Source organism: Agromyces sp. NPDC057679 (assembly GCF_042799635.1).
Lineage (GTDB): Bacteria > Actinomycetota > Actinomycetes > Actinomycetales > Microbacteriaceae > Agromyces.
The window spans coordinates 254576-276312 of sequence record NZ_JBHVIK010000001.1 but is presented as its reverse complement, the minus strand read 5'-3'; the positions used below and the strand labels follow the sequence as shown (position 1 = coordinate 276312).

The 21737-nt window shown below is 73.2% G+C and carries 18 protein-coding genes and 1 tRNA gene; 10 read left to right on the top strand and 9 right to left on the bottom strand.

Annotated elements, in window-relative coordinates; genetic code table 11:
• The first annotated feature begins 32 nt into the window (after positions 1–32).
• The 4 genes from ACFVAJ_RS01280 to ACFVAJ_RS01265 all read left to right on the top strand — a co-directional run bounded on the left by ACFVAJ_RS01280 (position 33) and on the right by ACFVAJ_RS01265 (position 5181).
• Positions 33–1064, top strand: a complete 1032-nt coding sequence (locus ACFVAJ_RS01280; RefSeq protein ID WP_376940988.1) for an iron-siderophore ABC transporter substrate-binding protein — start codon at positions 33–35, stop codon at positions 1062–1064.
• A gap of 117 nt (positions 1065–1181) precedes the next feature.
• Entirely contained in the window at positions 1182–2051 is an 870-nt protein-coding gene (locus ACFVAJ_RS01275) for an ABC transporter ATP-binding protein (RefSeq protein ID WP_376940987.1), read from the top strand.
• 72 nt (positions 2052–2123) lie between these two features.
• Positions 2124–3092 carry an iron-siderophore ABC transporter substrate-binding protein gene (locus tag ACFVAJ_RS01270; RefSeq protein WP_376940986.1) on the top strand — a complete coding sequence of 323 codons (969 nt, stop codon included), beginning with the start codon at positions 2124–2126 and terminating at the stop codon, positions 3090–3092.
• Positions 3064–5181, top strand: coding sequence for an iron ABC transporter permease (locus ACFVAJ_RS01265; protein ID WP_376940985.1), 2118 nt, complete (start codon positions 3064–3066; stop codon positions 5179–5181). Before ACFVAJ_RS01270 ends, ACFVAJ_RS01265 begins: the two co-directional genes overlap by 29 nt.
• Positions 5182–5213: 32 nt before the next feature.
• On the opposite strand, the gene ACFVAJ_RS01260 is transcribed toward ACFVAJ_RS01265, so the two are convergent.
• The 9 genes from ACFVAJ_RS01260 to ACFVAJ_RS01220 all read right to left on the bottom strand — a co-directional run bounded on the left by ACFVAJ_RS01260 (position 5214) and on the right by ACFVAJ_RS01220 (position 13988).
• Entirely contained in the window at positions 5214–5642 is a 429-nt protein-coding gene (locus ACFVAJ_RS01260) for a Fe-S oxidoreductase (protein WP_376940984.1), read from the bottom strand.
• Positions 5639–7159 (bottom strand): dihydrolipoyl dehydrogenase family protein, encoded by a 1521-nt coding sequence (locus ACFVAJ_RS01255; RefSeq protein WP_376940983.1) that lies wholly within the window; start codon positions 7157–7159, stop codon positions 5639–5641. Before ACFVAJ_RS01255 ends, ACFVAJ_RS01260 begins: the two co-directional genes overlap by 4 nt.
• 116 nt (positions 7160–7275) lie before the next feature.
• Complete coding sequence (locus ACFVAJ_RS01250) at positions 7276–8127, bottom strand: arginase family protein (protein ID WP_376940982.1); 852 nt, start codon at positions 8125–8127, stop codon at positions 7276–7278.
• 100 nt (positions 8128–8227) lie between these two features.
• The gene (locus tag ACFVAJ_RS01245) at positions 8228–8962 is read right to left on the bottom strand and encodes a PspA/IM30 family protein (RefSeq protein ID WP_376940981.1); all 735 of its coding nucleotides are present in this window, start codon (positions 8960–8962) and stop codon (positions 8228–8230) included.
• A 79-nt stretch (positions 8963–9041) separates the two neighbouring features.
• Positions 9042–11036, bottom strand: coding sequence for a TPM domain-containing protein (locus ACFVAJ_RS01240; RefSeq protein WP_376940980.1), 1995 nt, complete (start codon positions 11034–11036; stop codon positions 9042–9044).
• Positions 11037–11128: 92 nt separating this feature from the next.
• A complete protein-coding gene (locus ACFVAJ_RS01235) occupies positions 11129–12034 on the bottom strand; it encodes an endo alpha-1,4 polygalactosaminidase (RefSeq protein ID WP_376940979.1) in 906 nt (301 codons plus the stop codon).
• Positions 12035–12037: 3 nt separating this feature from the next.
• Positions 12038–12110, bottom strand: a tRNA-Arg gene (locus tag ACFVAJ_RS01230).
• An 88-nt stretch (positions 12111–12198) separates the two neighbouring features.
• Positions 12199–13395, bottom strand: coding sequence for an ROK family protein (locus ACFVAJ_RS01225; RefSeq protein ID WP_376940978.1), 1197 nt, complete (start codon positions 13393–13395; stop codon positions 12199–12201).
• Positions 13395–13988, bottom strand: coding sequence for an iron ABC transporter ATP-binding protein (locus ACFVAJ_RS01220; protein WP_376940977.1), 594 nt, complete (start codon positions 13986–13988; stop codon positions 13395–13397). Before ACFVAJ_RS01220 ends, ACFVAJ_RS01225 begins: the two co-directional genes overlap by 1 nt.
• Before the next feature lie 40 nt (positions 13989–14028).
• Here ACFVAJ_RS01220 and ACFVAJ_RS01215 point away from each other — a divergent pair, with 40 nt between their 5' ends.
• The 6 genes from ACFVAJ_RS01215 (at position 14029) to thrB (ending at position 21439) form a co-directional block, all read left to right on the top strand.
• Positions 14029–15702 (top strand): arginine--tRNA ligase, encoded by a 1674-nt coding sequence (locus tag ACFVAJ_RS01215; RefSeq protein WP_376940976.1) that lies wholly within the window; start codon positions 14029–14031, stop codon positions 15700–15702.
• A 31-nt stretch (positions 15703–15733) separates the two neighbouring features.
• Positions 15734–16537 carry a DUF2993 domain-containing protein gene (locus ACFVAJ_RS01210; protein ID WP_376940975.1) on the top strand — a complete coding sequence of 268 codons (804 nt, stop codon included), beginning with the start codon at positions 15734–15736 and terminating at the stop codon, positions 16535–16537.
• A gap of 144 nt (positions 16538–16681) precedes the next feature.
• On the top strand, positions 16682–18094 hold the full coding sequence (lysA, locus tag ACFVAJ_RS01205; protein ID WP_376940974.1) for a diaminopimelate decarboxylase: 1413 nt from the start codon (positions 16682–16684) through the stop codon (positions 18092–18094).
• Entirely contained in the window at positions 18091–19401 is a 1311-nt protein-coding gene (locus ACFVAJ_RS01200; protein WP_376940973.1) for a homoserine dehydrogenase, read from the top strand. Before lysA ends, ACFVAJ_RS01200 begins: the two co-directional genes overlap by 4 nt.
• Entirely contained in the window at positions 19398–20495 is a 1098-nt protein-coding gene (gene thrC / locus ACFVAJ_RS01195; protein ID WP_376940972.1) for a threonine synthase, read from the top strand. Before ACFVAJ_RS01200 ends, thrC begins: the two co-directional genes overlap by 4 nt.
• Positions 20492–21439, top strand: a complete 948-nt coding sequence (gene thrB, locus ACFVAJ_RS01190) for a homoserine kinase (protein ID WP_376940971.1) — start codon at positions 20492–20494, stop codon at positions 21437–21439. Before thrC ends, thrB begins: the two co-directional genes overlap by 4 nt.
• Positions 21440–21737: the final 298 nt, after the last annotated feature.

Below are 21737 nucleotides of genomic sequence, written 5' to 3'. Positions count from 1 at the left end.
TTATCCCCACCCCTTGAACCGAGGAGAGATCCGTGCGTCTTCGACGTCCGCTCATCGCGGCGGCCGGCCTCGCTGCCGCCGCCCTGACCCTGACCGCCTGCGCCACCGGCACGACCGAGGAGCCGAGCGCGGCGCCCACCGCGGCCGCGGGCGAAGGGTTCCCGATCACCGTCGAGCACGCCTTCGGCGAGACCGTCGTCGAGGCGGCTCCCGAGCGGGTCGCGACGTGGGGCTGGGGCTCGACCGAGGCCGCGATCTCGGTCGGCGTCTTCCCGGTCGCCATCGCCGAGCAGTCCTGGACCGTCGGCGAGGGCAACCTCCTGCCCTGGGTCGAGGACGCGTACGACGACGCCGGGGTCGAGCACCCGGTCGTCCTCAACGACGACGAGGGCGGCGCGACGGTGCCGTACGAGGAGTTCATCGCCGCCGAGCCCGACCTGATCCTCGCGCCCTACTCGGGGCTCACGCAGGAGCAGTACGACACCCTCAGCGAGATCGCGCCCGTCGTCGCGTACCCGGAGTCGCCGTGGACGACGCCGTGGGACGAGAACATCCGCATCTCGACGACCGCGCTCGGCCTGGAGGCCGAAGGCGAGGCGGTGCTCGACGAGATCGACGGCTACTTCGCCGAGCAGGCCGAGGCCCACCCCGAGTTCGCGGGCAAGACCTTCGCCGGCATCTGGGACGGCGACGGCTTCGTCTACGTCTACACCGCAGCCGACTCGCGCATCGAGGTGCTGACCGAGCTCGGCCTCGAGGTGGCCCCGAGCGTCTCCGAACTCGACACGAGCGACGGCGGCTTCTTCTACGAGCTCAGCTACGAGCAGCTCGACAAGCTCGACGCCGACTTCATCGTCAGCTACCACGCGGACAAGGCCGAGGCCGACGCGTTCCTCACCAAGCCCGAGATGCAGGCGATCCCCGCCGTGGCGGCCGGCAAGGTCGCGCAGGTCTACGACCCGGTGACGGTCTCGTCGGTCTCGCCGCCCACCGCGCTCAGCGTGCAGTGGGAGGGCGGCATGCCCGCGCTCATCGAGGCCATCTCGGGCGCCGTCTCCGAGTAGTCCACGCGCAGCGACGGCCGGCGACCCGCGACGGGTCGCCGGCCGTCGTCGTCCCGGCGGCGGGCTCGGCCGAGCCGAGTTGACGCACTTAGGTAAGCCTCACCTATAGTTGGAGTCATGCTCGGTCTCGACCTCACGATCTCCTACAACGGCACGCCCGTCGTGCACGGCGCGGAGCTCCACCTCGAACCGGGCAAGGTCACCGCGCTCGTCGGCCCGAACGGCAGCGGCAAGTCGACGCTGCTGCGGGCGCTCGCCCGGCTCCACCAGCCCGACTCCGGGCGGGTGCTGCTCGCCGACGGCGACGTGCACACGGTCTCCGACGGCGCGGCCGCCGGCGCCCGCCAGCTCGCCGAGCACGGGGTCGACGCGGCCACGCTCAGCGCTCGCGAGTTCGCGCGCCGCGTCACGCTCCTCGCGCAGAGCCGCCCGACGCCCGGCGGCCTGACGGTGCGCGAGCTCGTGGAGTTCGGCCGTCATCCGCACCGCGGCCGGTTCATCACCGGCGACGCCGGCGGCGCCGCGATCGTCGATCGCGCCATGGAGCTGACCGGCGTCGAGAGCCTCGCCGGCAACGCGGTCGACCAGCTCTCCGGCGGGCAGCTGCAGCGGGTCTGGCTCGCCGCGTGCCTCGCCCAGGACACGGGGGTGCTGCTGCTCGACGAGCCCACCACCTACCTCGACCTCCGCTACCAGGTCGAGCTCCTCGACCTCATCCGCGAGCTCGCCGACGAGCACGGCGTGACGATCGGCGTCGTGCTGCACGACCTCGACCAGGCCGCCGCGATCGCCGACCGCATCGTGCTGCTCGAGTCGGGCCGCGTGCGCGCCGTCGGCAGGCCCGCCGAGGTGCTCGTCAGCGACGTGCTGAGCTCGGCCTACGGCATCCGCGTCGACGTCGACATCGACGAGCGCGGCTGCATCACCACCTGTCCCATCGGGCGCTACAACACGCGTCAGCGCACCGAACGACTCGTCGTCGCCTAGCGACGTCTCCACCCACCCCCCCTCGCGCGGTCAGTCCTGCCCGCGCGCCGATCCGTGAGGACAACCACTCCCATGAGAACACCCGTCATCACCCTGGGCGCGGTCGCCGCGGCGTCCCTCCTGCTGCTCACCGGCTGCGGCACGACCGAGGCCCCCGCGGCCGCCGGCGGCGCCGAGGGTGCGATCACCGTGACGGACGATCGCGGCGAGGAGATCTCGCTCGACGCACCGGCCGAGAAGGTCGTCGCGCTCGAGTGGAACACCGCCGAGAACCTCGTCGCGCTCGGCGTGATGCCGACCGGCGTGGCCGATGTCGCCGGGTACAGCGCGTGGGTCCAGTCGGAGCCGCTCGACGAGGGCGTCACCGATGTCGGCATGCGCGGCGAGCCTTCCGTCGACGCGATCGCGGGCCTCGCGCCCGACCTCGTCGTGACGACCACCGACCTGCCCGAGACCGTGATCTCGCAGATCGAGGAGTTCGCCCCCGTGATCGTGGTGCGCGGCGCCGACGCCTCGAACCCCATCGGCCAGATGGAGTCGAACCTCGAGCGCATCGCCACCGCCACCGGCACCGAGGACGAGGGCGAGGCCCTGCTCGACGGCTTCCACGCGAAGATCGACGAGGGATCGGCCGCACTGGAGGAGGCCGGCCTCGCCGGCACTCCGTTCATGATGAGTGACTCGTGGGCGAGCGGCGGCCAGGTCTCGATCCGCCCGTTCACCGAGGGCGCGCTGCTCACCGCGGTCACCGAGGAGCTCGGTCTCGAGAACGCCTGGATGGGCGAGGGCGACGCCGACTACGGCCTCGGCTCGACCGACGTCGAGGGCCTGACCGGGCTCGACGACCTCGAGTTCCTCTACATCACGAACGGCGAAGCCGACGCCTACGCGGTCGACCTGGCCGACAACGCGGTCTGGAAGTCGCTGCCGTTCGTCGCGAACGGCAACGTGCACCGCCTCCCCGACGGCATCTGGATGTTCGGCGGCCCGTCGTCGATGAACGACTACATCGATGCGGTCGTCAGCACCCTCGCGGGCTGAGACCGGCACGGCGCCGGCCGGGGGCGATCGCCGCCCCCGGCTCGGCGCAGTGCTGCTCATCGCCCTGGGACTCGTGGTCGCGACGCTGCTCGCCGCGGTCCACGTCACCCAGGGATCGGCCGACGTCGGGCTTCCCGAGCTCCTCGGCCTCATCACCGGCACCGGGGGCGACGAGCAGTCGGCCGCGGTGTTCCTCGCCTCGCGCATGCCGCGCGTGGTCGCGGGCGTCGTCGTCGGCATCGCGCTCGGCGTCGCGGGACTCGTGCTGCAGTCGGTGTCGCGCAACGTGCTCGCGTCGCCCGACACCCTAGCGGTGAATGCCGGCTCGTACCTCGCGGTCGTCGTGGTCGCGGCCTTCGGCATCTCGCTGCCCGTCCTCGGCGGCGGTGCGGTCGCCTTCCTCGGCGGGCTCGCCGCGGCCGGGCTCGTGCTCGCGTTGTCCGCGGGCGGCTCGCGGTCATCGGGCTCGGGCGGAGGCGGCACCGTCCGGCTCGTGCTCGCCGGCTCGGCGATCGCGCTCGCACTCACCGCGCTGACCACCATGCTCCTGCTGCTCTTCCCCGAGCGCACCAACGGCCTCTACGCCTGGAGCCAGGGCACCCTCGCGCAGACCGGCATCGGACCGGCCGCCCAGCTCGCGCCGGTCGTGCTCGTCGCCGTCGTGGTGCTCCTCGTCTTCGCCCGCCAGTTCGATCTCGTCGCCCTCGGCGACGATACGGCGACCGTGCTCGGCGTCGACGTGCGACGCACCCGGCTCATCGGCGTCCTGATCGCCGTGCTGCTCTCGGCGGCCGCCGTCGCGCTCGTCGGTCCCATCGGCTTCGTCGGTCTCTCTGCGCCGGCGATCGTCCGACTGATCGCAGTACGGGTGCCCGGCATGCAGAAGCACGTGCTCCTCATCCCGGCCGCCGCCGTGATGGGCGTCATCGTCGTGCTCGGGGCCGACGTGCTGCTGCGGCTCGCCTTCGGCGGGCAGGCCGGCGTCGAGGTCCCCACCGGCATCGTCACCACGATCTTCGGCGCGGTGTTCCTCGTGGCGCTCGCGCTGCGGTCGCGCGCGACCTCCGAGGCGGCCAGCGGCTTCGTGATCGGCGCCGGGCTCTCGCGGCGCGGACGACGCCTCGTCATGGGCGGCTCGGTCGCGCTCCTCCTCGTGCTCGCGTTCGTCTCGCTGCTCCTCGGCGACGCGAAGCTGCTCGGCGGCGACGTGCTCAACTGGATCACCGGCCAGGCCGGTCCGCTCGTCGAGTTCGTCATGAACACCCGCGCGCCGCGCGTGGCCGCCGCGATCCTCGCCGGCGCCGCCCTCGCCGTCGCCGGCACGGTGGTGCAGGCGGTCTCGCGCAACCCGCTCGCCGAGCCGGCGATCCTCGGCGTGACCGGCGGCGCCGGCGTCGGCGCCGTGCTCGTCATCACGTTCTGGCCGCTCGCGAGCTTCGTCGCCGTCACGACCGGCGGCTTCGCCGGCGCCGCCGTCGCCGCGCTCGTCGTGTTCGGGCTGTCGCTGCGCGGCGGGCTCGCCACCAGCCGGTTGATCCTCGTCGGCCTCGGTGTCTCCGCCGCGGCGTCGGCGGTCGTCGCGATGCTGATCATCGCGACCGACCCGTACAACGCGGCGAAGGCGCTGACGTGGATGTCGGGGTCGACCTACGGTCGCACCTTCCCGCAGCTCATCCCGCTCCTCGTCGTGTTCGCGGTCTCGTTGCCGGTGCTCGCCGGCATGCGCCGAGAGCTCGACCTGCTCGCCTTCGACGACGACACCCCGCGGGTGCTCGGCGTCCGGCTCGGACGCGCCCGCCTCGGACTGCTCGCGATCGCGGTCGCACTCACCGCGACCGCCGTGTCGGCCGTGGGCGTCGTCGGCTTCGTCGGTCTCGTGGCGCCCCACGCCGCGCGCGCACTCGTCGGCGCCCGACACGGACTCGTGCTGCCGCTCGCCGCAGTGCTCGGTGCACTGCTCGTCACGGTGGCCGACACCATCGGTCGCACCGTGATCGCGCCCGGACAGCTGCCCGCGGGACTCGTCACCGCGGTCGTCGGCGCTCCGTACTTCGTCTGGCTGCTCTGGCGTTCGCGCCGCACGGCCTGAAGGGTCCCGGCGTCGAGCGCACGCGCGCGGCGCTACGGGGTACCGGTGGCTCGGCCGCGCCGAGGGGCGGTTCGGCGCGGCAGGTACCCGCCCGCCTCGAGGCCTGCCTCGATCTCGAAGCGATTCCGCAGCGGATCGCGGCCTGCGATGAAGTACAGCAGCGGGAAGAGCATGCCGTACCTGCGCCACTGCTCGCGGTGGACGACCTCGTGGCCGAGCACCCGGTCGCCGTCGTTCGCGCCCGTGAGGTAGCAGCCGCCGACGCAGGAACCGCCCCGCCCGTACGTCCAGTTCGGCATGCCGGTGAACACGATGAGGCCGTGTCGGCGGCGGATCGGCCCGGTGCTCCAGATGAATCCCCAGGTGAAGCCCACGGCGGTCGCCCACCAGTAGCCGAGTCGGCTGATGGGCGAATCCGTGAGGCGGATGCGCAGGGTCGTGTTCGGTTCGGCGTCGCTCACGCGGCGGGCTCCTCGTCGTCGTCATCGGTGGTCCCGGTCGAGGGGGAGTCGGGCTGTTCGCCGGCCGCGGCGCCCTCGGCGGCGCCCGGCCGGCCGAGGGCCTCGAGGAGTCGCAGCCACACCTCGCTCATCGTCGGGAAGGCGGGCACCGCGTGCCAGAGCCGATCCACGGGCACCTCGCCGACGATCGCGATGGTCGCCGCATGCACGAGCTCGGAGACATCCGGGCCGACGAACGTGGCGCCGATCACCGTGCCGAGCCCGCCGTCGACGACGAGCCGCGCCCGCCCGGCGAAGCGGTCGGCGTGGATGCCCGCCCCGCTCACCGAGCCGAAGTCGACGTCGGCGACGCGCACCGCGCGACCCTCGCGACGTGCCGACTCGGCCGTCAGCCCGACCGCGGCGCACTCGGGCTCGGCGAACACGATCTCGGGCACGGCGGAGTGGTCGGCGGTCGCCGTGTGCGCGCCCCACGGTGCGAGCTCGAGCGGGCGGCCGGTCGCGCGCGCGCCGATGAGGTCGCCGGCCGCGCGCGCCTGGTACTTGCCCTGGTGGGTGAGGAGCGCGCGGTGGTTGATGTCGCCGACGGCGTAGAGCCACGGGGCCTCGTCGTTCGTCGAGGCGCGCACGAGCAGGCTGTCGTCGACGTCGAGCCAATCGCCCGGCGCGAGATCGACCGTCTCGAGGCCGAGCCCGTCGGTGCGGGGGCGCCGTCCGGTCGCGACGAGCACCTCGTCGGCGACGAGCGTCTCGCCGTCGTCGAGCTCGAGGCGGACCTCGTCGGTCGGCGTGCGCTCGACTCGCACGACCTCGACGCCGAGGCGAACGGATGCCCCGAGCCCGCGCAGTCCGTCGGCGACGGCCTCGCCCGCGAAGGGCTCCATGCCGCCGAGCAGGGCGTGACGGGCGAGCACGGTCACCTCGGTGCCGAAGCCCGCGAAGACGGTCGCCATCTCGAGGGCGACCGCGCCGCCGCCGATCACCGCGAGCCGGCGCGGCGGGGTCGTGACGCTCGTCGCCTCGCGGCTCGCCCACGGACGGGAGAGCGCGAGTCCGTCGATGGGCGGGATCACCGGGTCGGAACCGGTCGAGAGCACGACGGCATGACGCGCGACGAGTGTCAGCGTGTCGCCGTCGGCGCGCTCGACGACGACGCGACGCGTCCCGTCGAGCCGGCCGTGTCCGCGTTCGAGTTCGATGCCGACGCTGTCGAGCCAATCGACCGCGCCCTGGTCGTTCCAGTTCGAGACCCAGTCGTCGCGGCGCCGCAGCACCGCGTCGACGTCGAGCTCGCCGGTCGCCGCCTCGGCGGCGCCGGGCACGCGTCGGGCCGCTCGCAGCGCCGCCGCGCTGCGAAGGAGCGTCTTGGACGGAACGCAGGCCCAGTAGGAGCATTCGCCGCCGACGAGCTCGTGCTCGACGACCACGACCTCGAGCCCGGCCGCCCGTGCCCGGTCGGCGACGTTCTCGCCGACCGGCCCCGCGCCGATCACGACCACATCGGTCTCGCGCTGCATCGCCGCCCCCTGTCGTGAGGTTCTCGTGACGGGCCGCCGAGGCGCCCGTCCCATGTCGCGGACGTCCCGCGCCGCACCCGGTCCCACCAGCCTAGGGGCGGGCACCGGCGCGAGGGTCAGCCGCGCGTGCGCGCGCCCGAGGTGAGCGCCCCGACGAGCCGGAGGATCGTCGGCAGGTCGTCGACGGCGGACTCGGGGTTCGACGGCGTGAAGCCCGTGATCGCGGCACCCGCGACCGTGAATCGAGCCACCACCTCGCGGACGAGCGACGCGAGCTCGCCCGCGCCGATGCCGAACGGCATCGGATACGACAGCCCCGCGAGCGCCGACGGGTCGAGCACGTCGAGGTCGATGTGCACGAAGACGTTCGACGCGCCCGTCGCCTCGAGCTCGGCGACCACCGCCGCCGGGTCGGAGAGGTCCTCGACGGTGAGCACCGAGATGCCGTGCTCCTCGATGAAGCGGTGCTCCTCCGCGTCGATCGCCCGGATGCCGCCGAGCACGAGCCGCGCCGGCGCGACCCTCGTCGCCTCGTCGAGGGCGAGCCCCTCGGCTCCGTCGCCGGTGATCGCGCGGAGCGTCATGCCGCCGAATCCGCCCGACGGCGAGGTCTCGGGGGTGTTGAGGTCGGGATGGGCGTCGAGCCAGAGCACCGCGAGGTCGCCGTGGGTCCGCTCCGCGGCGTGCGCGACGGCGGCGAGCGAACTGCCGCAGTCGCCGCCGATCGTCAGCGCCCAGTCGGGCACCTGCGCGAGCGCGTGCGCGGTCGACTCCCGCACCCGCCGGATCGTGCTGTACCGCCGGACGCCCGTGCCGAGCGACTCGCCGGCCTCGACCGGCACGTCGACGACGACGGTCGAGGAGGAGGGCAGGTCGCCGCGGATGGCCTCGGCGCCGTCGGCGAGGCTCATGGCGCGCGAGGAGACCGATCCCTGCCAGAGCGGCACGACGACGAAGGTGGCGGGCATGACACCAGTATGCGCCACCGCTGTCGCTCGACCACCGGAGACGGCGGATGCCGCGACCGACATGCGGTCGCGGCATCCGATTCGTGCCCTGCAGCTGCGTTCAGCCGCCGATCGCGCCCTGCGAGCCGCCCGCCTTCAGCGCGGCGAGCCGGGCGTCGACCTCGGTCAGCTCGCCGAGGTCGTCGAGCTCGTTGAACTGGGCGTCGAGGCTCGACGCGGCGAGCTCGGCCTGACCGCGCACGACGGCCTCCTCGCGACGGATCTTCTCCTCGAAGCGGCCGATGTCGCTCGTCGGGTCGAGGATGTCGATCGACTTGACCGCGTCCTGCACCTGCTTCTGCGCCTGGGCGGTCTTCGCCCGCGCCACGAGCTCGGAGCGCTTGTTCTGCAGCTGGACGAGCTTCTCCTTCATGCCGTTGAGGCCGGCCTTCAGCTTGTCGACGACCTCGGTCTGCGCGGCGATCTGCGGCTCGGCGGCCTTCGCCTCGTTCTCGGCCGAGATCTGGCGGCTGAGCGCCACCTTCGCGAGGTTGTCGAACTTGTCGCCGCCCGAGGCGTCGCCCGCCGCGCGCATCTCGTCGCCCTTGCGGCTCGCCGCGATCGCCTTCTCGCCCCATTCGCGGGCCGCCTCGACGTCTTCGCGGTGGTCGTCCTCGAGGAGGCGCAGGTTGCCGATCGTCTCGGCGATCGCCGCCTCGGCGTCGGCGATCGAGTTGGTGTAGTCGCGCACCATCTGGTCGAGCATGAGCTGCGGGTCCTCGGCCTGGTCGATGAGGGCGTTGATGTTGGCTCGGACGAGCTGCGAGATCCGCCCGAAGATGGACTGCTTGGTCATGGTTGCTCCCTGTTCGTGGTTCTGAGGTCGGTCGATGGTCGTTGGAGATGGGGTCTCGAGCGGTGGTGGTCGTCGTCGGTCAGAATCGGCCCCCGCTTCCGCGCCGCGAGCGCGTCGCCGAGCCGCCGAAGCTGCCGGGGGAGCGGCGACCGCCTCCGCCGAAGCCGCCGCCTCCGCCGCCGAAGCCCCCGCCGCCGCCGAAGCCCCCGCCGCCCCCGCCGCCGAGGACCGAGTTGATGAGGATGCCGCCGAGCACCGCGCCGAAGAGATCGCCGCCCGAGCCGCCGGCCGTGCCGCCCTGCGGGGCACCCGCACCGCCGCCGTAGCCGCCGAACCCGCCGACGTCCTGCTGCGCGAGCTGCATCGCCGAGCGGGCGAGCTGCTCGGCGCGCTGGGCCGTCGCGAGTGCGCCCGTCGCATCGCCCGCGGCGGTCTGCTCGGCCTGCACGAGCAGCCGCCCGGCCTCGGCGAGGCGGGTCCTCGCCTCCGCGCCGACGGCGCCGCGTCGTGCGACGAGGTAGTCCTCGGCCGCCTGGACCTGGCTGCGCGCCGCCTGCAGGCTCCGCCCGAGCTGCGCCTGCGTGCGTGCGGCCTGCTCGGCGGCGTCGCGGGCGCCCTGGATCGCGGCGTCGATCTCGCCGTCGACCTGTTCGAGGCGCGCCTGCAGCGCGAGCGGGTCGCGGCCGGGTGCGGCGATCGCGCTGCGCAGTTCGGATGCCTCGGCGGCGACCCGGTCGGCGAGGGCGCTCGCGCCGGGGTCGTCGAGGCCGCGCGCGGTCTGCACGTCGCGGTCGAGCTCGTCGGCCCCGGCGGCGACGGCGCGGTCGGCCCCGGTGAGCTCGGCGGCGAGCCGCTCGATCGACACCGAGAGCAGTTGCGCCTGGTCGACCGCCTCCTCCGCCGCGCGGATCTCGACGGCGGCGGCGCCGCCTTCACCGCGGCCGACGGCGGCGCCGGCTTCGGTGAGCGCCTCGCGGGCGAAGCCCATCCGGGTCTGGGCCTGCGCCGGGTTGTCGGCGACCGGGGCGAGCGCGGAGGCGGCGTACTGCGACTGCAGCGCGGCGAGACGCTGGGCCGCCGGGGCGATGCCCCGCTCGACGGTCGCGGCGAGCGCCTCGACGCGGGCGAGCGCCTCGGGGGCGTTGCGTTCGAGGTCGCGGAGCTCGTCGAACCGCGCGGCCTGCTCGTCGAGCAGCGCATCGGCCTCGCCGGTCAGCGAGATGATGCCGCCGTACCAGGCGCGGCGCTCCTCGTCGGTGTCGGGATCGGCGTCGTCGAGCCGCTGCTGCAGCGCGAAGGCCTCGGCGATCTTCGCCTTCGCGCCCTCGAGGGCGGCGCGGAAGTCGGCGGTGGCCTCGTCGCCGTAGGAGGCGACGGCGAACCCGAGCTCCTCCTCGCTCGTCTTCAGCGCATCGTCGGCCTGGACGAGTGCGCTTCCGGCCTGGCGCCGGAGGTCGTCGATCGACGGCTGCGGGGCGCCCCCGCCCGCGGCGGGGCTGCGCTTCTTGCGGCGGGCGAGCACGATCCAGACGATCACGACGATGATCGCGGCGATCACGAGGAACCAGATGAAACCGGCCCCCCAGCCGCCGCCCGAGCCGCCGTCGCCCGCGATCGCGGCGGAACCGGCGATCGCGGCGCCCGCCCAGTCCTCGTCGCGCAGCTCGGGCTCGATGATCTCGAGGCTGATGCGGTCGAGCTCCTCGTCGGAGAGCGAGGCGTCGCTCGCTGCGGAGAGGAAGTACTGCCGGCCCTCGACGGCGACCGCGAGCAGGTAGTCCTCGTTGCCGAGGCCGTTGTCGATCGCCGTCTGCTCGGCCCACGCGTCGGCCGCCGACGGGTTCTCGAACTCGTCGACGTAGGCGACGAAGAGCTGGCGACCGCTGCGGTCGGCGTCGGCCTCGAGCGCCTGCTCGACTTCCGCGGTGCGAGCGCCGAGGACTCCCGCCGTGTCGACGACGGGGGAGGAGCCGAAGGAGACGGGATCGTCAGCCCAGGCCGCGCCTGCCGCTCCGACACCGATCAACCCCGTGATCATCGCCACCGTCACGAGCCATCTGCGTCCTGCGCGCATGCACCAGTGCCTTTCCCCCGTCCGGACGGACGTTCCCGAGTCTACGGTGGGGCCGTGGCGATCGTCCACGACCGGGTCGGCCGTCGGTGGATTCAGCAGAACTCGGAGACATGCCCGGGCTCCCCGGCCGGACGCAACGCCCGATCCCGGAGCACGAGCGAGTCGGGCGAGTCGCGATCGGCGCACGCCTGCGCGAACGAGCCGCGCAGCTCGTCGGGATACTCGATGCCGAGCACGTGTTCGCCGTAGACCTCCCGGTAGGCGCCGCACTCGTCCCAGGCGTGGCACGACTCCGCGATCGCGAAGTCGAAACCGGCCCGTTCCCGCAGCACGCCCGCCGACTCCGCGGTGTTCTTCTGCGCGATCGCGAGGCCGTTCGCGTGGGCCCGATCGGCGAACTCGCCGGCGAGCGCGAGGCTGTCGGCGAATTCGAGCCGTCCGTGCGAGCGGGTGAACGAATCGAGGTTGTCGATCTCGACCGCGTCGTAGCCCGCTCGTGCGCAGTCGTCGATCATCGCCCCGACGATGCGTGCGATCCCCGAGCGCCGCTCGGGCGTCGAGGTGTCGAGGAGCAGTTCGTCGGGCCAGGCGGGGTCGACGACCGCCTCGCCGTCGACGGTGAGCAGGAGGTTGCTCGGGTCGCTCCGCCACCGGGCCGCGTCGCCGGGCTGCGTCTGGAAGCCGTTCACGTAGCAGATGGAGTACCGTGCGGCGTCGGGTGCCTCGGTGCGGTCCCGCACGACGATCTCGACGTCGTCATCGGGCGGGTACGCCCCGCCGAGCTGGTAGTCGAAGGCTCCGCCGACGGGCGGCAGGGAGGATGCGGGCCGGCCGGTCGACGCGGGATCGGCCGCCGACCCTTGCGGCGCGGCAGCGCACGCCGTGAGGCCGCCGATCATCGTCGCGATCAGCGACGCGCCGATCGATCCGCGTCGCAGGAGACGGCGAGCAGCGGATCGCGAGGCGAGGGCCGGACGGCCCTCGACCCGCTCATTCATACGTGCCCCCGGAGGGATTCGAACCCCCGACCTACGGTACCGGAAACCGGCGCTCTATCCCCTGAGCTACGGAGGCGCACAGTTGAAAACCCTACCATCCCCGGAGGTGCTCGAGCGCCGGGGCACGACGCGGATCGAGGCCCGTGGACGCGGTGCGGGTCGGCTCAGGGCATGGCGAGGCGGGCGACCCGGCCGAGGAGCTCCTCGCGCACCTTCGCCGTGAGGAAGGCGTGCGCGCCCTCCAGGACCGCGTCGCCGACGATGTGCGTCGCGACGACCTCGGGGTACCAGCGGCTGAGGCGTCGGATGTCGCGCTCGACCGCCTCGGCGAGCCGGGCGCCGCCCACCGCGGCGGTGGGGCCCGCCAGCACGAGCAGCCCCGGGTCGAGGGTCGCGAGCAGCGGCAGCGAGATGTGCGCGATGCGCAGTCCGATCTCGTCGATGATCGCGTCGCGGTCGTCGCTCGCCGCGATCGACTCGAGCACCGCGGTGAAGTCGGCGCCGCCGATCCCTCGGGCCTCGGCGATACGCCTGACGGCGGCCGCTCCGACGAGATCGGTGCTCGTGCTGGCGTGCTCGTCGAGCGCGTGCGCCTCGACCGAGAGCGGCAGGAATCCGATCTCGCCTGCGCCGCCGAAGGTGCCGCGGTGCAGGTCTCCGGCCACGTCGAAGGAGGTGCCGACGCCGTTGCCGAGCCAGAGCAGGGCGAACACGTCGCGCCCGGCGCCGGCGCCGCCCTCGCGTTCGGCGAGCGCGGCGAGGTTCACGTCGTTCTCGATGAAGACGGTGATGCCGAGCGCCTGCTCGAGCACCCCGCGCAGCCCCGTGGTCGGCCATCCGGGCAGGGTCTCGCTGAACAGCTCGCCCTCACCGCCCGGGTCGACGTAGCCGGCGGTGCCGATGCACACCGTGTGCACCGTCCCGGGGTCGGTTCCGGCGGCCGCGCTCGCCTCGCGGATCGCCGCCGACACCTCGTCGACGGCGGAGCGCTCGGCGGGGTCGCGGGGCAGCACGATGGTGACCGCGGGCCGGTCGCCGCCGGCCGCGTCGACGACGCGCGCACGCAGCCGGAACGCGTCGATCGCGATCGCGACGCCAAGGGGGCGATCGGTGCGCGCCGAGTAGAGCACGGCGTTGCGCCCGGGGCTTCCCGCGAGCTGCCCGCTCTCCTCGACGACGCCCGCGGCGATGAGCCGGGTCATCATCATCGAGGCCGTCGGCTTCGAGACGCCGACGAGCTCGCAGATGCGGTTGCGGGTGAGCGGGCCGTGGTCGAGGAGGGCGGAGAGCCCGACCCGGTCGTTGACCGCGCCGAGCCAGGACGGGGTGCCCTGGGAGTGACGGGTCGTCGGGGCGTCCATCAGGCCGCCAGGTTCTCGAGGATCGCGGCGACGAGCACCTGCGCGTCGCCGGGCTCGACGAAATCGACGGAGTCGACGACGATCCAGTACTCGCCGGTGAAGACCTGCGCCTCGCCGTGCTCGCCCGTGACGGAGAAGTAGCCCTCCACCTCGGGCGGGGTGCCGTACGTCGGGACCGGCTTCGATCCGAGCGCCGCGTCGTTCTTGCGCCCCTCGAGCGCGCCCTCGGGCGGCGTCGCGACGCCGAACTCGATGAGCGCCCCGCTCGTCTGGTTGAGCAGGCCGCACGTGGTGCCCGCCTCCTCCTCGACGCCGAGGACGCCGTCGGCGGCCGGTTCGTAGTCGGGGGCGTTGCCGAAGTTCGGATTGTAGGCGTAGACGTCGTCGGCGGAGAGCAGTTCGTCGCAGGCGATCTCGAACGGCGTCGGCTCCTCGACGGGGGCCTCGCTCGCACCGGGATCGGTCGCGGCGGCCGATGGGTCGTCGGCCGGGGGAGCGGGTTCGGAGCACCCGGCGAGGGCGAACACGGATGCCGCGACGGCGAGCGCGAGCCCGGTCGATCGCAGTCGAGGCAGACGGTGGAGGCGCGGCATGTGACGAACCTTACCAATCGCCACCCGGTAGGATTTGCGGGTGACTCCCACCGACCTCTCACTCGCCCTGTACGACCTCGTCCTCGCCCTCGCCGAGCGACGTCGGGCCGCGGGCGCGGAGGTCGAACTCGCGCTGGCCCCCGGTGACGTGACGCTCGAGCGTCCGAAGCTTCGCGAGCACGGCGACTGGGCATCGAACGTCGCCATGCGCATCGCGAAGCCGTTCGGCCAGAACCCGCGCGAGCTCGCCGGCGAGCTCGCCGCGGCCATCGCCGACCTCGACGGCGTCGCGAGCGCCGAGGTCGCCGGGCCGGGCTTCATCAACATCCGCCTCGAGGCCGCCGCGGCCGGCGCGCTCGCGAAGACGATCGTCGACGCGGGCGCCGAGTACGGCCGCAGCGACTCGCTTTCGGGCAGCGTCATCAACCTCGAGTTCGTCTCGGCGAACCCGACCGGGCCGCTGCACATCGGGCACACCCGCTGGGCGGCGCTCGGCGACTCCATCAGCCGGGTGCTCCGCGCCGCCGGGGCCGAGGTCGCCAACGAGTACTACATCAACGACGCCGGCAACCAGATGGAGATCTTCGGCGCCTCCGTGCTCGCCGCCGCGAAGGGCGAGCCGACCCCCGAGGGCGGCTACCCGGGCAGCTACATCGCCGACCTCGCGGCCCGCGTGCTCGACCGCGAGCCGAACCTCGCCGAGCTCGACCGCGAGCTCGCGCTGCACACGGCCACCGAGATCGCCTACGAGCTGCAGCTCGCCGAGATCCGCGCCTCGCTCGAGCGCTTCAACGTGCACTTCGACGTGTGGACGAGCGAGCGCCGCCTGCACGCCAGGGGCGACGACGGCATCAACGACATCGACACGGCGCTCGCCCGGCTGCGCGCGCAGGGCCACGTCTACGACGCCGACGACGCCGTGTGGGTGAAGACGACCGACTTCGGCGACGACAAGGACCGGGTGTTCGTGCGCGGCAACGGCGTGCCGACCTACTTCGCCGCCGACGCCGCCCTGTACCTCGACAAGGGCGACCGCGGGTTCAAGCACAAGATCTACCTGCTCGGCGCCGATCACCACGGGTACGTCCACCGCCTCAAGGCGCTCGCCGGTGCGGCGGGCGACGATCCCGAGCGCGACATCGAGGTGCTCATCGGGCAGCTCGTGAGCGTGAACGGTGCGAAGCTCTCGAAGCGCGCCGGCAACATCATCGAGCTCGACGACCTGCAGGCCTGGCTCGGCACCGACGCGCTCCGCTACACGCTGGGCCGCTACCCGGCCGACTCGCCGCTCACGATCGACCCTGAGATCCTGCAGCGACGCACCAACGACAACCCCGTCTTCTACGTGCAGTACGCGCACGCCCGCACCTCCGCGGTCGCGCGCAACGCCGCGGCATCCGGCGTCGACCGCTCGTCGTTCGCCCCCGAGCTGCTCACCCACGAGACCGAGTCGGCGCTGCTCGGCGCTCTCCAGGAGTTCCCGCGCATCGTGGCCCAGTCGGCCGAGCTGCGCGAGCCGCACCGCGTCGCACGCTACGTCGAGGAGCTCGCGGGCCTCTACCATCGCTGGTACGACAACTGCCGCGTGCTGCCGCTCGGCGACGAGCCGGTCGGCGAGCTGCACCGCACGAGGCTCTGGCTGAACGACGCCACCGGCCAGGTCATCCGCAACGGACTCGGGCTGGTCGGCGTCTCGGCGCCCGAGCGCATGTAGGCACGCCCGAAACGATCCCGAGGGGGAACCGATGTCCGACGAGCACGCGACGGTCGAGTTGGATGTCACGGGGCCCGAGCCCGAGCCACGACGCCGGCTGTCCCGGGGCGCCCGCATCGGGCTCATCGTCGCGGGCTCCGTCGTCGGCCTCGCCGCGCTCCTCGTGGTCGCCGACGTGGTCGCGCGGGGCATCGCCGAGCAGCGCGTCGCCGACGAGGTGCGCGCGAACCTGCCCGCCGGTGTCGAGGGCGACGTGGACGTGACGATCGGCGGCCTCTCGGTGATCGCGCAATACCTCTCGGGCACGATGGAGCAGGTATCGCTCAGCGCACCCGAACTCGTCGTCGACGGTGCGCCGCTCGACGTCGCGGTCGACCTCCGCGGCGTTCCGGTCGACCTGGGCAGCCCGGTCGAGCGGCTCGAGGCGACGGTCTCGGCCGAGCAGGACGCGGTGAACAGCCTCGTCCAGGTTCCGAACTCGACCGGCTCGATCACCCTCGGCGACGCGACCGTCGGCTACGAGGGCGAACTCGAGCTGTTCGGGCAGTCGATCGCCTACCAGGTGACCGCGACGCCCACGGCGGCCGGCAACGAGGTGCTGCTCGAGCCGGTCGGCGTTGAGGTCGGCGCGGGCGGCGGCTCGCTCGACCTCTCGGGCATCGTCGAACGGGTGCTCGGCGGCGACCCGATCGCGGTCTGCGTGGCCGAGCACCTGCCCGAGGGCATCGAGGTGACCGGCATCGCCGCGGCGCCGGGTGTCGTACAGGTCGAGCTCGAGGGCTCGGAGGTCACGCTCGACGCGGCGCACCTGCAGCAGACCGGGAGCTGCGACTGACGGCTCGATTCGGCCTCGCCGTGCGGCCTCGGTAGACTCGCCGTACGCCGACCCACAAGGTCGGCACGCATCAGGCTTCAGGAACCGATCCGGGTTCGCTCGCCGCGAGCGACCGTCGATTCGTCCCCTCCGTGAGGTTTCTCCGTGGCATCCGTCTCCATCGCCGTCCCCTCGGGCCCCGCCGTGCCCGACGACGTCAACGGGCTCGTGCCGCAGGTCTGGCCCGAGTCCGCCCATCGCGACGACGCCGGACGGCTCGTGCTCGCCGGCCTCGACGCGGCGTCGCTCGCCGCCCGGTTCGGCACCCCGCTCTACGTCGTCGACGAGGACGAGGCGCGCGGGCGCGCCCGCCGAACCCGTGAGGCCTTCGAGGTCGCGGCGCGTGCCGCGGGCACCGATGTGACGGTCTATTACGCGGGCAAGGCGTTCCTCTCGGGCGCGGTCGTGCGCTGGGTCCTCGACGAGGGGCTCGCGGTCGACGTGTGCACCGGCGGCGAGCTCGCGGTCGCGCTCGGCGCGGGGGCCGATCCCGCGCGCCTCGGCTTCCACGGCAACAACAAGTCGCTCGCCGAGATCGACGCCGCGGTCGCCGCGGGCGTCGGGGCGATCGTCATCGACAGCGAGGTCGAGATCGAGCGGGTCGCGGCCGCCGCCGCCCGCGCCGGGCGACGCCAGCGGGTGCGCCTCCGGGTGAACAGCGGCGTGCACGCCTCGACGCACGAGTTCCTCGCGACCGCCCACGAAGACCAGAAGTTCGGGGTCCCGCTCGAGAGCGCGGCCGAACTGGGCGCCCGCATCCGCGCTCACGAGTCCCTCGAGTTCCTCGGCCTGCACTGCCACATCGGCTCCCAGATCTTCGACGCCGACGGTTTCGCCGAGTCGGCCTCCCGCCTGCTCGAGGCCCACGCCGAGCTCTCCGCGGCCGCACCCGTGCCCGAGCTCAACCTCGGCGGCGGCTTCGGCATCGCCTACACCGCGGCCGACTCGCCGCAGCCGATCGAGGACATCGCCCGGGGCATCCTCGACGCCGTCGTCGCCGGCTGCCGCGAACGCGGCCTGCCGCTGCCGAGGCTCGCGTTCGAGCCCGGGCGCTCGATCATCGGCCCGGCCGGCGTCACGATCTACACGGTCGGCACGATCAAGTCGGTGCCCATCGAGGGCGGGGAGCGACGCTACGTGAGCGTCGACGGCGGCATGAGCGACAACGCGCGCACCGCGCTCTACGGCGCCGAGTACTCGGCCCGCCTGGCCTCGCGCGTCTCGGCGGCGGCACCCGCGCTCTCGCGGGTCGTGGGCAAGCACTGCGAGTCGGGCGACATCGTCGTCGACGCCGAGTACCTGCCCGCCGACACCGCACCGGGCGACCTGCTCGCGGTGCCCGCCACGGGGGCCTACTGCTGGTCGCTCGCGTCGAACTACAACCACGTGCCCCGCCCGCCCGTCGTCGCGGTGCGGGGCGGCGAAGCCCGCCTCATCGTGCGCGGCGAGACGATCGACGACCTGCTCGGTCGCGATCTCGGGCTCGAGCCATCCGCTACCGAAGGGACCCCCGCATGATCGAGTACCGCTCCATCCGAGTCGGACTGCTCGGAGCCGGATCGGTGGGATCGCAGGTGGCGAGGCTCCTCCTCGAGCACGCCGACGAGCTCGAGCAGCGCGTCGGCGCCCGCCTCGAGCTCGTCGGCATCGCCGTGCGCGACACGACCGCGAAGCGCGACGTCGAGCTGCCCGCCGAGCTGCTCACGACCGACGCCGAGTCGCTCATCCTCGGTTCCGACATCGTGATCGAGCTGGTCGGCGGCATCGAGCCCGCCCGGAGCCTCGTGCTCCAGGCGATCGGCTCGGGCGCCGACGTCGTGACCGGCAACAAGGCGCTCCTCGCCTCGCACGGCCCCGAGCTCTTCGCCGCGGCCGAGCAGGTCGGCGCGCAGCTCTCCTACGAGGCCGCCGTCGCCGGGGCGATCCCGATCATCCGGCCGCTCCGCGAGAGCCTCGCCGGCGACCGGGTCGACCGCATCCTCGGCATCGTCAACGGCACCACGAACTTCATCCTCGACCGCATGGACACGACCGGGGCATCCCTCGAGGACGCGCTCGCGACCGCGACCGAGCTCGGCTACGCCGAGGCCGACCCGACCGCCGACATCGGCGGCTACGACGCCGCGCAGAAGGCGGCGATCCTCGCGAGCCTCGCCTTCCACACGAGCGTGCCCGTCGAAGCGGTGCACCGGGAGGGGATCACCGAGGTCTCGGCCGACCAGGTCGAGTCGGCGCGTCGCGCGGGCTACGTCGTGAAGCTCCTCGCGATCTGCGAGCGGCTCACCGACCCCGAGACGGGCGACGAGGGCGTCTCCGCGCGCGTGTACCCGGCGCTCGTGCCGCGCAGCCACCCGCTCGCCGCCGTGCACGGCGCGAACAACGCCGTCTTCGTCGAGGCCTCCGCCGCGGGCCCGCTCATGTTCTACGGCGCCGGCGCCGGGGGAGTGCAGACCGCCTCCGCGGTGCTCGGCGACCTCGTCGCGATCGCCCGCCGCCGCGTCTCCGGCGGCCCCGGCACCGCCGAATCGACCCAGGCCGAAGTGCCCGTGCTCGAGATCGGCCGCATCACCACGCGCTACGCGATCACCCTCGAGGTCACCGACGAACCCGGTGTGCTCGAGCAGATCGCCCGCATCTTCGCCCTGCACGGCGTCTCGGTCGAGCAACTCCAGCAGAGCGTCAGCGAAGGGAGCCAGCGGGCTACGCTGGTCATCGGGACGCATGAGGCGAAGGAGTCCGCGCTCGCCGAGACCGTCGCCGCCCTCGCCCAGAGCCCCGTCGTCGCATCCGTCGCGTCCGTCCTCCGAGTCGAAGGAGCACTGTGAACCACCCCACCCCCAAGGCCAACTCCCGCCAGTGGCGCGGAGTCATCCGCGAGTACGCGGACCGCCTCGACGTCACCGACGCCACCCCGGTCGTCACGCTCGGCGAGGGCGGCACGCCGCTCCTTCCCGCCCCGGCGCTCTCGGCCCGCACCGGCGCCGACGTCTGGGTGAAGTTCGAGGGCATGAACCCGACCGGTTCCTTCAAGGACCGCGGCATGACGATGGCGGTGACGAAGGCCGTCGAGGACGGCGCGAAGGTCGTCATCTGCGCCTCGACCGGCAACACCTCCGCCTCGGCGGCCGCGTACGCCACGCACGCCGGCATCACGGCCGCCGTGCTCGTGCCCGAGGGCAAGATCGCGATGGGCAAGCTCAGCCAGGCCATCGCGCACAACGCCGAGCTCCTGCAGGTGCAGGGCAACTTCGACGACTGCCTCGACATCGCCCGCGACCTCGCCGCGAACTACCCGGTGCACCTCGTGAACTCGGTCAACAACGACCGCATCGAGGGGCAGAAGACCGCGGCGTTCGAGGTCGTCGAGGTGCTCGGCGACGCTCCCGACTTCCACTTCATCCCGGTCGGCAACGCCGGCAACTACACCGCGTACACGCGCGGCTACCGCGAGGACATCGCGGCCGGCAACGCCACGCGCCTGCCCCGGATGTTCGGATTCCAGGCCGCTGGCTCCGCGCCGATCGTGCGCGGCGAGCCCGTGAAGGACCCCGACACGATCGCGAGCGCGATCCGCATCGGCAACCCCGCCTCGTGGGAGCTCGCCCTGCAGGCGCGCGACGAGTCCGACGGCTACTTCGGCGCCATCGACGACGACAAGATCCTCGAGGCGCAGCGCATCCTCTCGGCCGAGGTCGGCATCTTCGTCGAGCCCGCATCGGCGATCTCGGTCGCCGGCCTGCTCGAGCGCGCCGAGGCCGGCGTCGTGCCGAAGGGAGCCCGCGTCGTGCTCACCGTCACCGGGCACGGACTGAAGGACCCGCAGTGGGCCCTGCGCACGGCCGACGGCTCCGACGTGCAGCCGACCATCGTGCCGGTCGACACCGCGCAGATCGCGTCGGTGCTCGGGCTCGCCTCGTGACCGGCACCCTCGTCGCGCCGGCGACCACCGTGCTTGCGGGCCGCGCCGTGCAGGTGAAGGTGCCGGCGACCTCGGCGAACCTCGGGCCGGGCTTCGACACGCTCGGGCTCGCGCTCGCGCGCTACGACGAGCTCGAGGTCCAGGCGACCGAGGCGGCCGGCGTCGTCGTCGAGGTGCACGGCGTCGGCGAGGGCGAGGTGCCGCTGGATGCCTCGCACCTCGTCGTGCGCTCGATCGCGCACACCTTCGAACGCGCCGGCGTCGCACTGCCGGGCCTGCGGCTCGTGGCGCACAACACGATCCCGCACGGCCGCGGGCTCGGCTCCTCGGGCGCGGCGATCGTCGCCGGCGTCATCGCCGCGAAGGGGCTGCTCGACGGCGTCGTCGACTTCACCGCCGACGAGCTGCTCGAGCTCGCGACCGAGCTCGAGGGGCATCCCGACAACGTCGCGCCCGCGCTGTTCGGCGGGCTCACGATCGCGTGGGTGACCCCCGAGGGCCCCCGGCACAAGAAGCTCATCGTGCACCGCGGCGTCTCGCCGCTCGTGCTGGTGCCCGAGCACGAGATGTCGACGGCGCTCGCACGGTCGCTGCAGCCCGAGTCGGTGCCGCACGAGGACGCGGTGTTCAACGTCTCGCGTTCGGCGCTGCTCGTCGCCGCGCTCATCCAGAGCCCCGAGCTGCTCTTCCAGGCGACCGAGGACAAGCTGCACCAGCACTACCGCGCCGCGGCCATGCCCGAGACCGATCGGCTCATCCGGGCGCTCCGCGAGGCGGGCCATCCGGCCGTCGTCTCGGGCGCCGGCCCGTCGATCCTCGTGCTCGCGAGCGACCCGAGCGAGCGCGCCGCCGCGACCGCACTCGTCGAGAGCGTCGCGGAGACCGTCTGGCAGGCGCTGCCCCTCGCCGTCGACTTCAAGGGCGCGACAGTTCAGAGCGCGTAGCGGTCTGAACTCGTCGCGAAAGGCGGCAGCCCCAGCGTCCGCGGCGCCCCGCGCCGCGACGCCTCCTCGGGAGACCGCTCGGGCTGACGCCGCCACTTGCGGGAGACCGTGGAGCGAAAGGCGGCAGCCCCAGCGGACGGAGTGACGCCGCCTTTCGCGCCGGACCGCCGAGCGAACGGCGACAGCCCGGCCTCCGCGACTCCCGGATCCACGTTCTCCACAGGGCGCGTCGCATGGCGAAGTCGAGCGCCGCACGGTGTTAGACTGACACCGCACCCGGCAGGCGACGTACTGCAGA

Bases quoted from the DNA above. Each gene is read 5' to 3' on its own strand.
- ACFVAJ_RS01275 (WP_376940987.1), top strand. From the start codon at position 1,182: ATGCTCGGTCTCGACCTCACGATCTCCTACAACGGCACGCCCGTCGTG.
- ACFVAJ_RS01270 (WP_376940986.1), top strand. From the start codon at position 2,124: ATGAGAACACCCGTCATCACCCTGGGCGCGGTCGCCGCGGCGTCCCTC.
- ACFVAJ_RS01265 (WP_376940985.1), top strand. From the start codon at position 3,064: ATGCGGTCGTCAGCACCCTCGCGGGCTGAGACCGGCACGGCGCCGGCC.
- ACFVAJ_RS01255 (WP_376940983.1), bottom strand. From the start codon at position 7,159: ATGCAGCGCGAGACCGATGTGGTCGTGATCGGCGCGGGGCCGGTCGGC.
- ACFVAJ_RS01250 (WP_376940982.1), bottom strand. From the start codon at position 8,127: ATGCCCGCCACCTTCGTCGTCGTGCCGCTCTGGCAGGGATCGGTCTCC.
- ACFVAJ_RS01245 (WP_376940981.1), bottom strand. From the start codon at position 8,962: ATGACCAAGCAGTCCATCTTCGGGCGGATCTCGCAGCTCGTCCGAGCC.
- ACFVAJ_RS01240 (WP_376940980.1), bottom strand. From the start codon at position 11,036: ATGCGCGCAGGACGCAGATGGCTCGTGACGGTGGCGATGATCACGGGG.
- ACFVAJ_RS01235 (WP_376940979.1), bottom strand. From the start codon at position 12,034: ATGAATGAGCGGGTCGAGGGCCGTCCGGCCCTCGCCTCGCGATCCGCT.
- ACFVAJ_RS01225 (WP_376940978.1), bottom strand. From the start codon at position 13,395: ATGGACGCCCCGACGACCCGTCACTCCCAGGGCACCCCGTCCTGGCTC.
- ACFVAJ_RS01220 (WP_376940977.1), bottom strand. From the start codon at position 13,988: ATGCCGCGCCTCCACCGTCTGCCTCGACTGCGATCGACCGGGCTCGCG.
- ACFVAJ_RS01210 (WP_376940975.1), top strand. From the start codon at position 15,734: ATGTCCGACGAGCACGCGACGGTCGAGTTGGATGTCACGGGGCCCGAG.
- ACFVAJ_RS01200 (WP_376940973.1), top strand. From the start codon at position 18,091: ATGATCGAGTACCGCTCCATCCGAGTCGGACTGCTCGGAGCCGGATCG.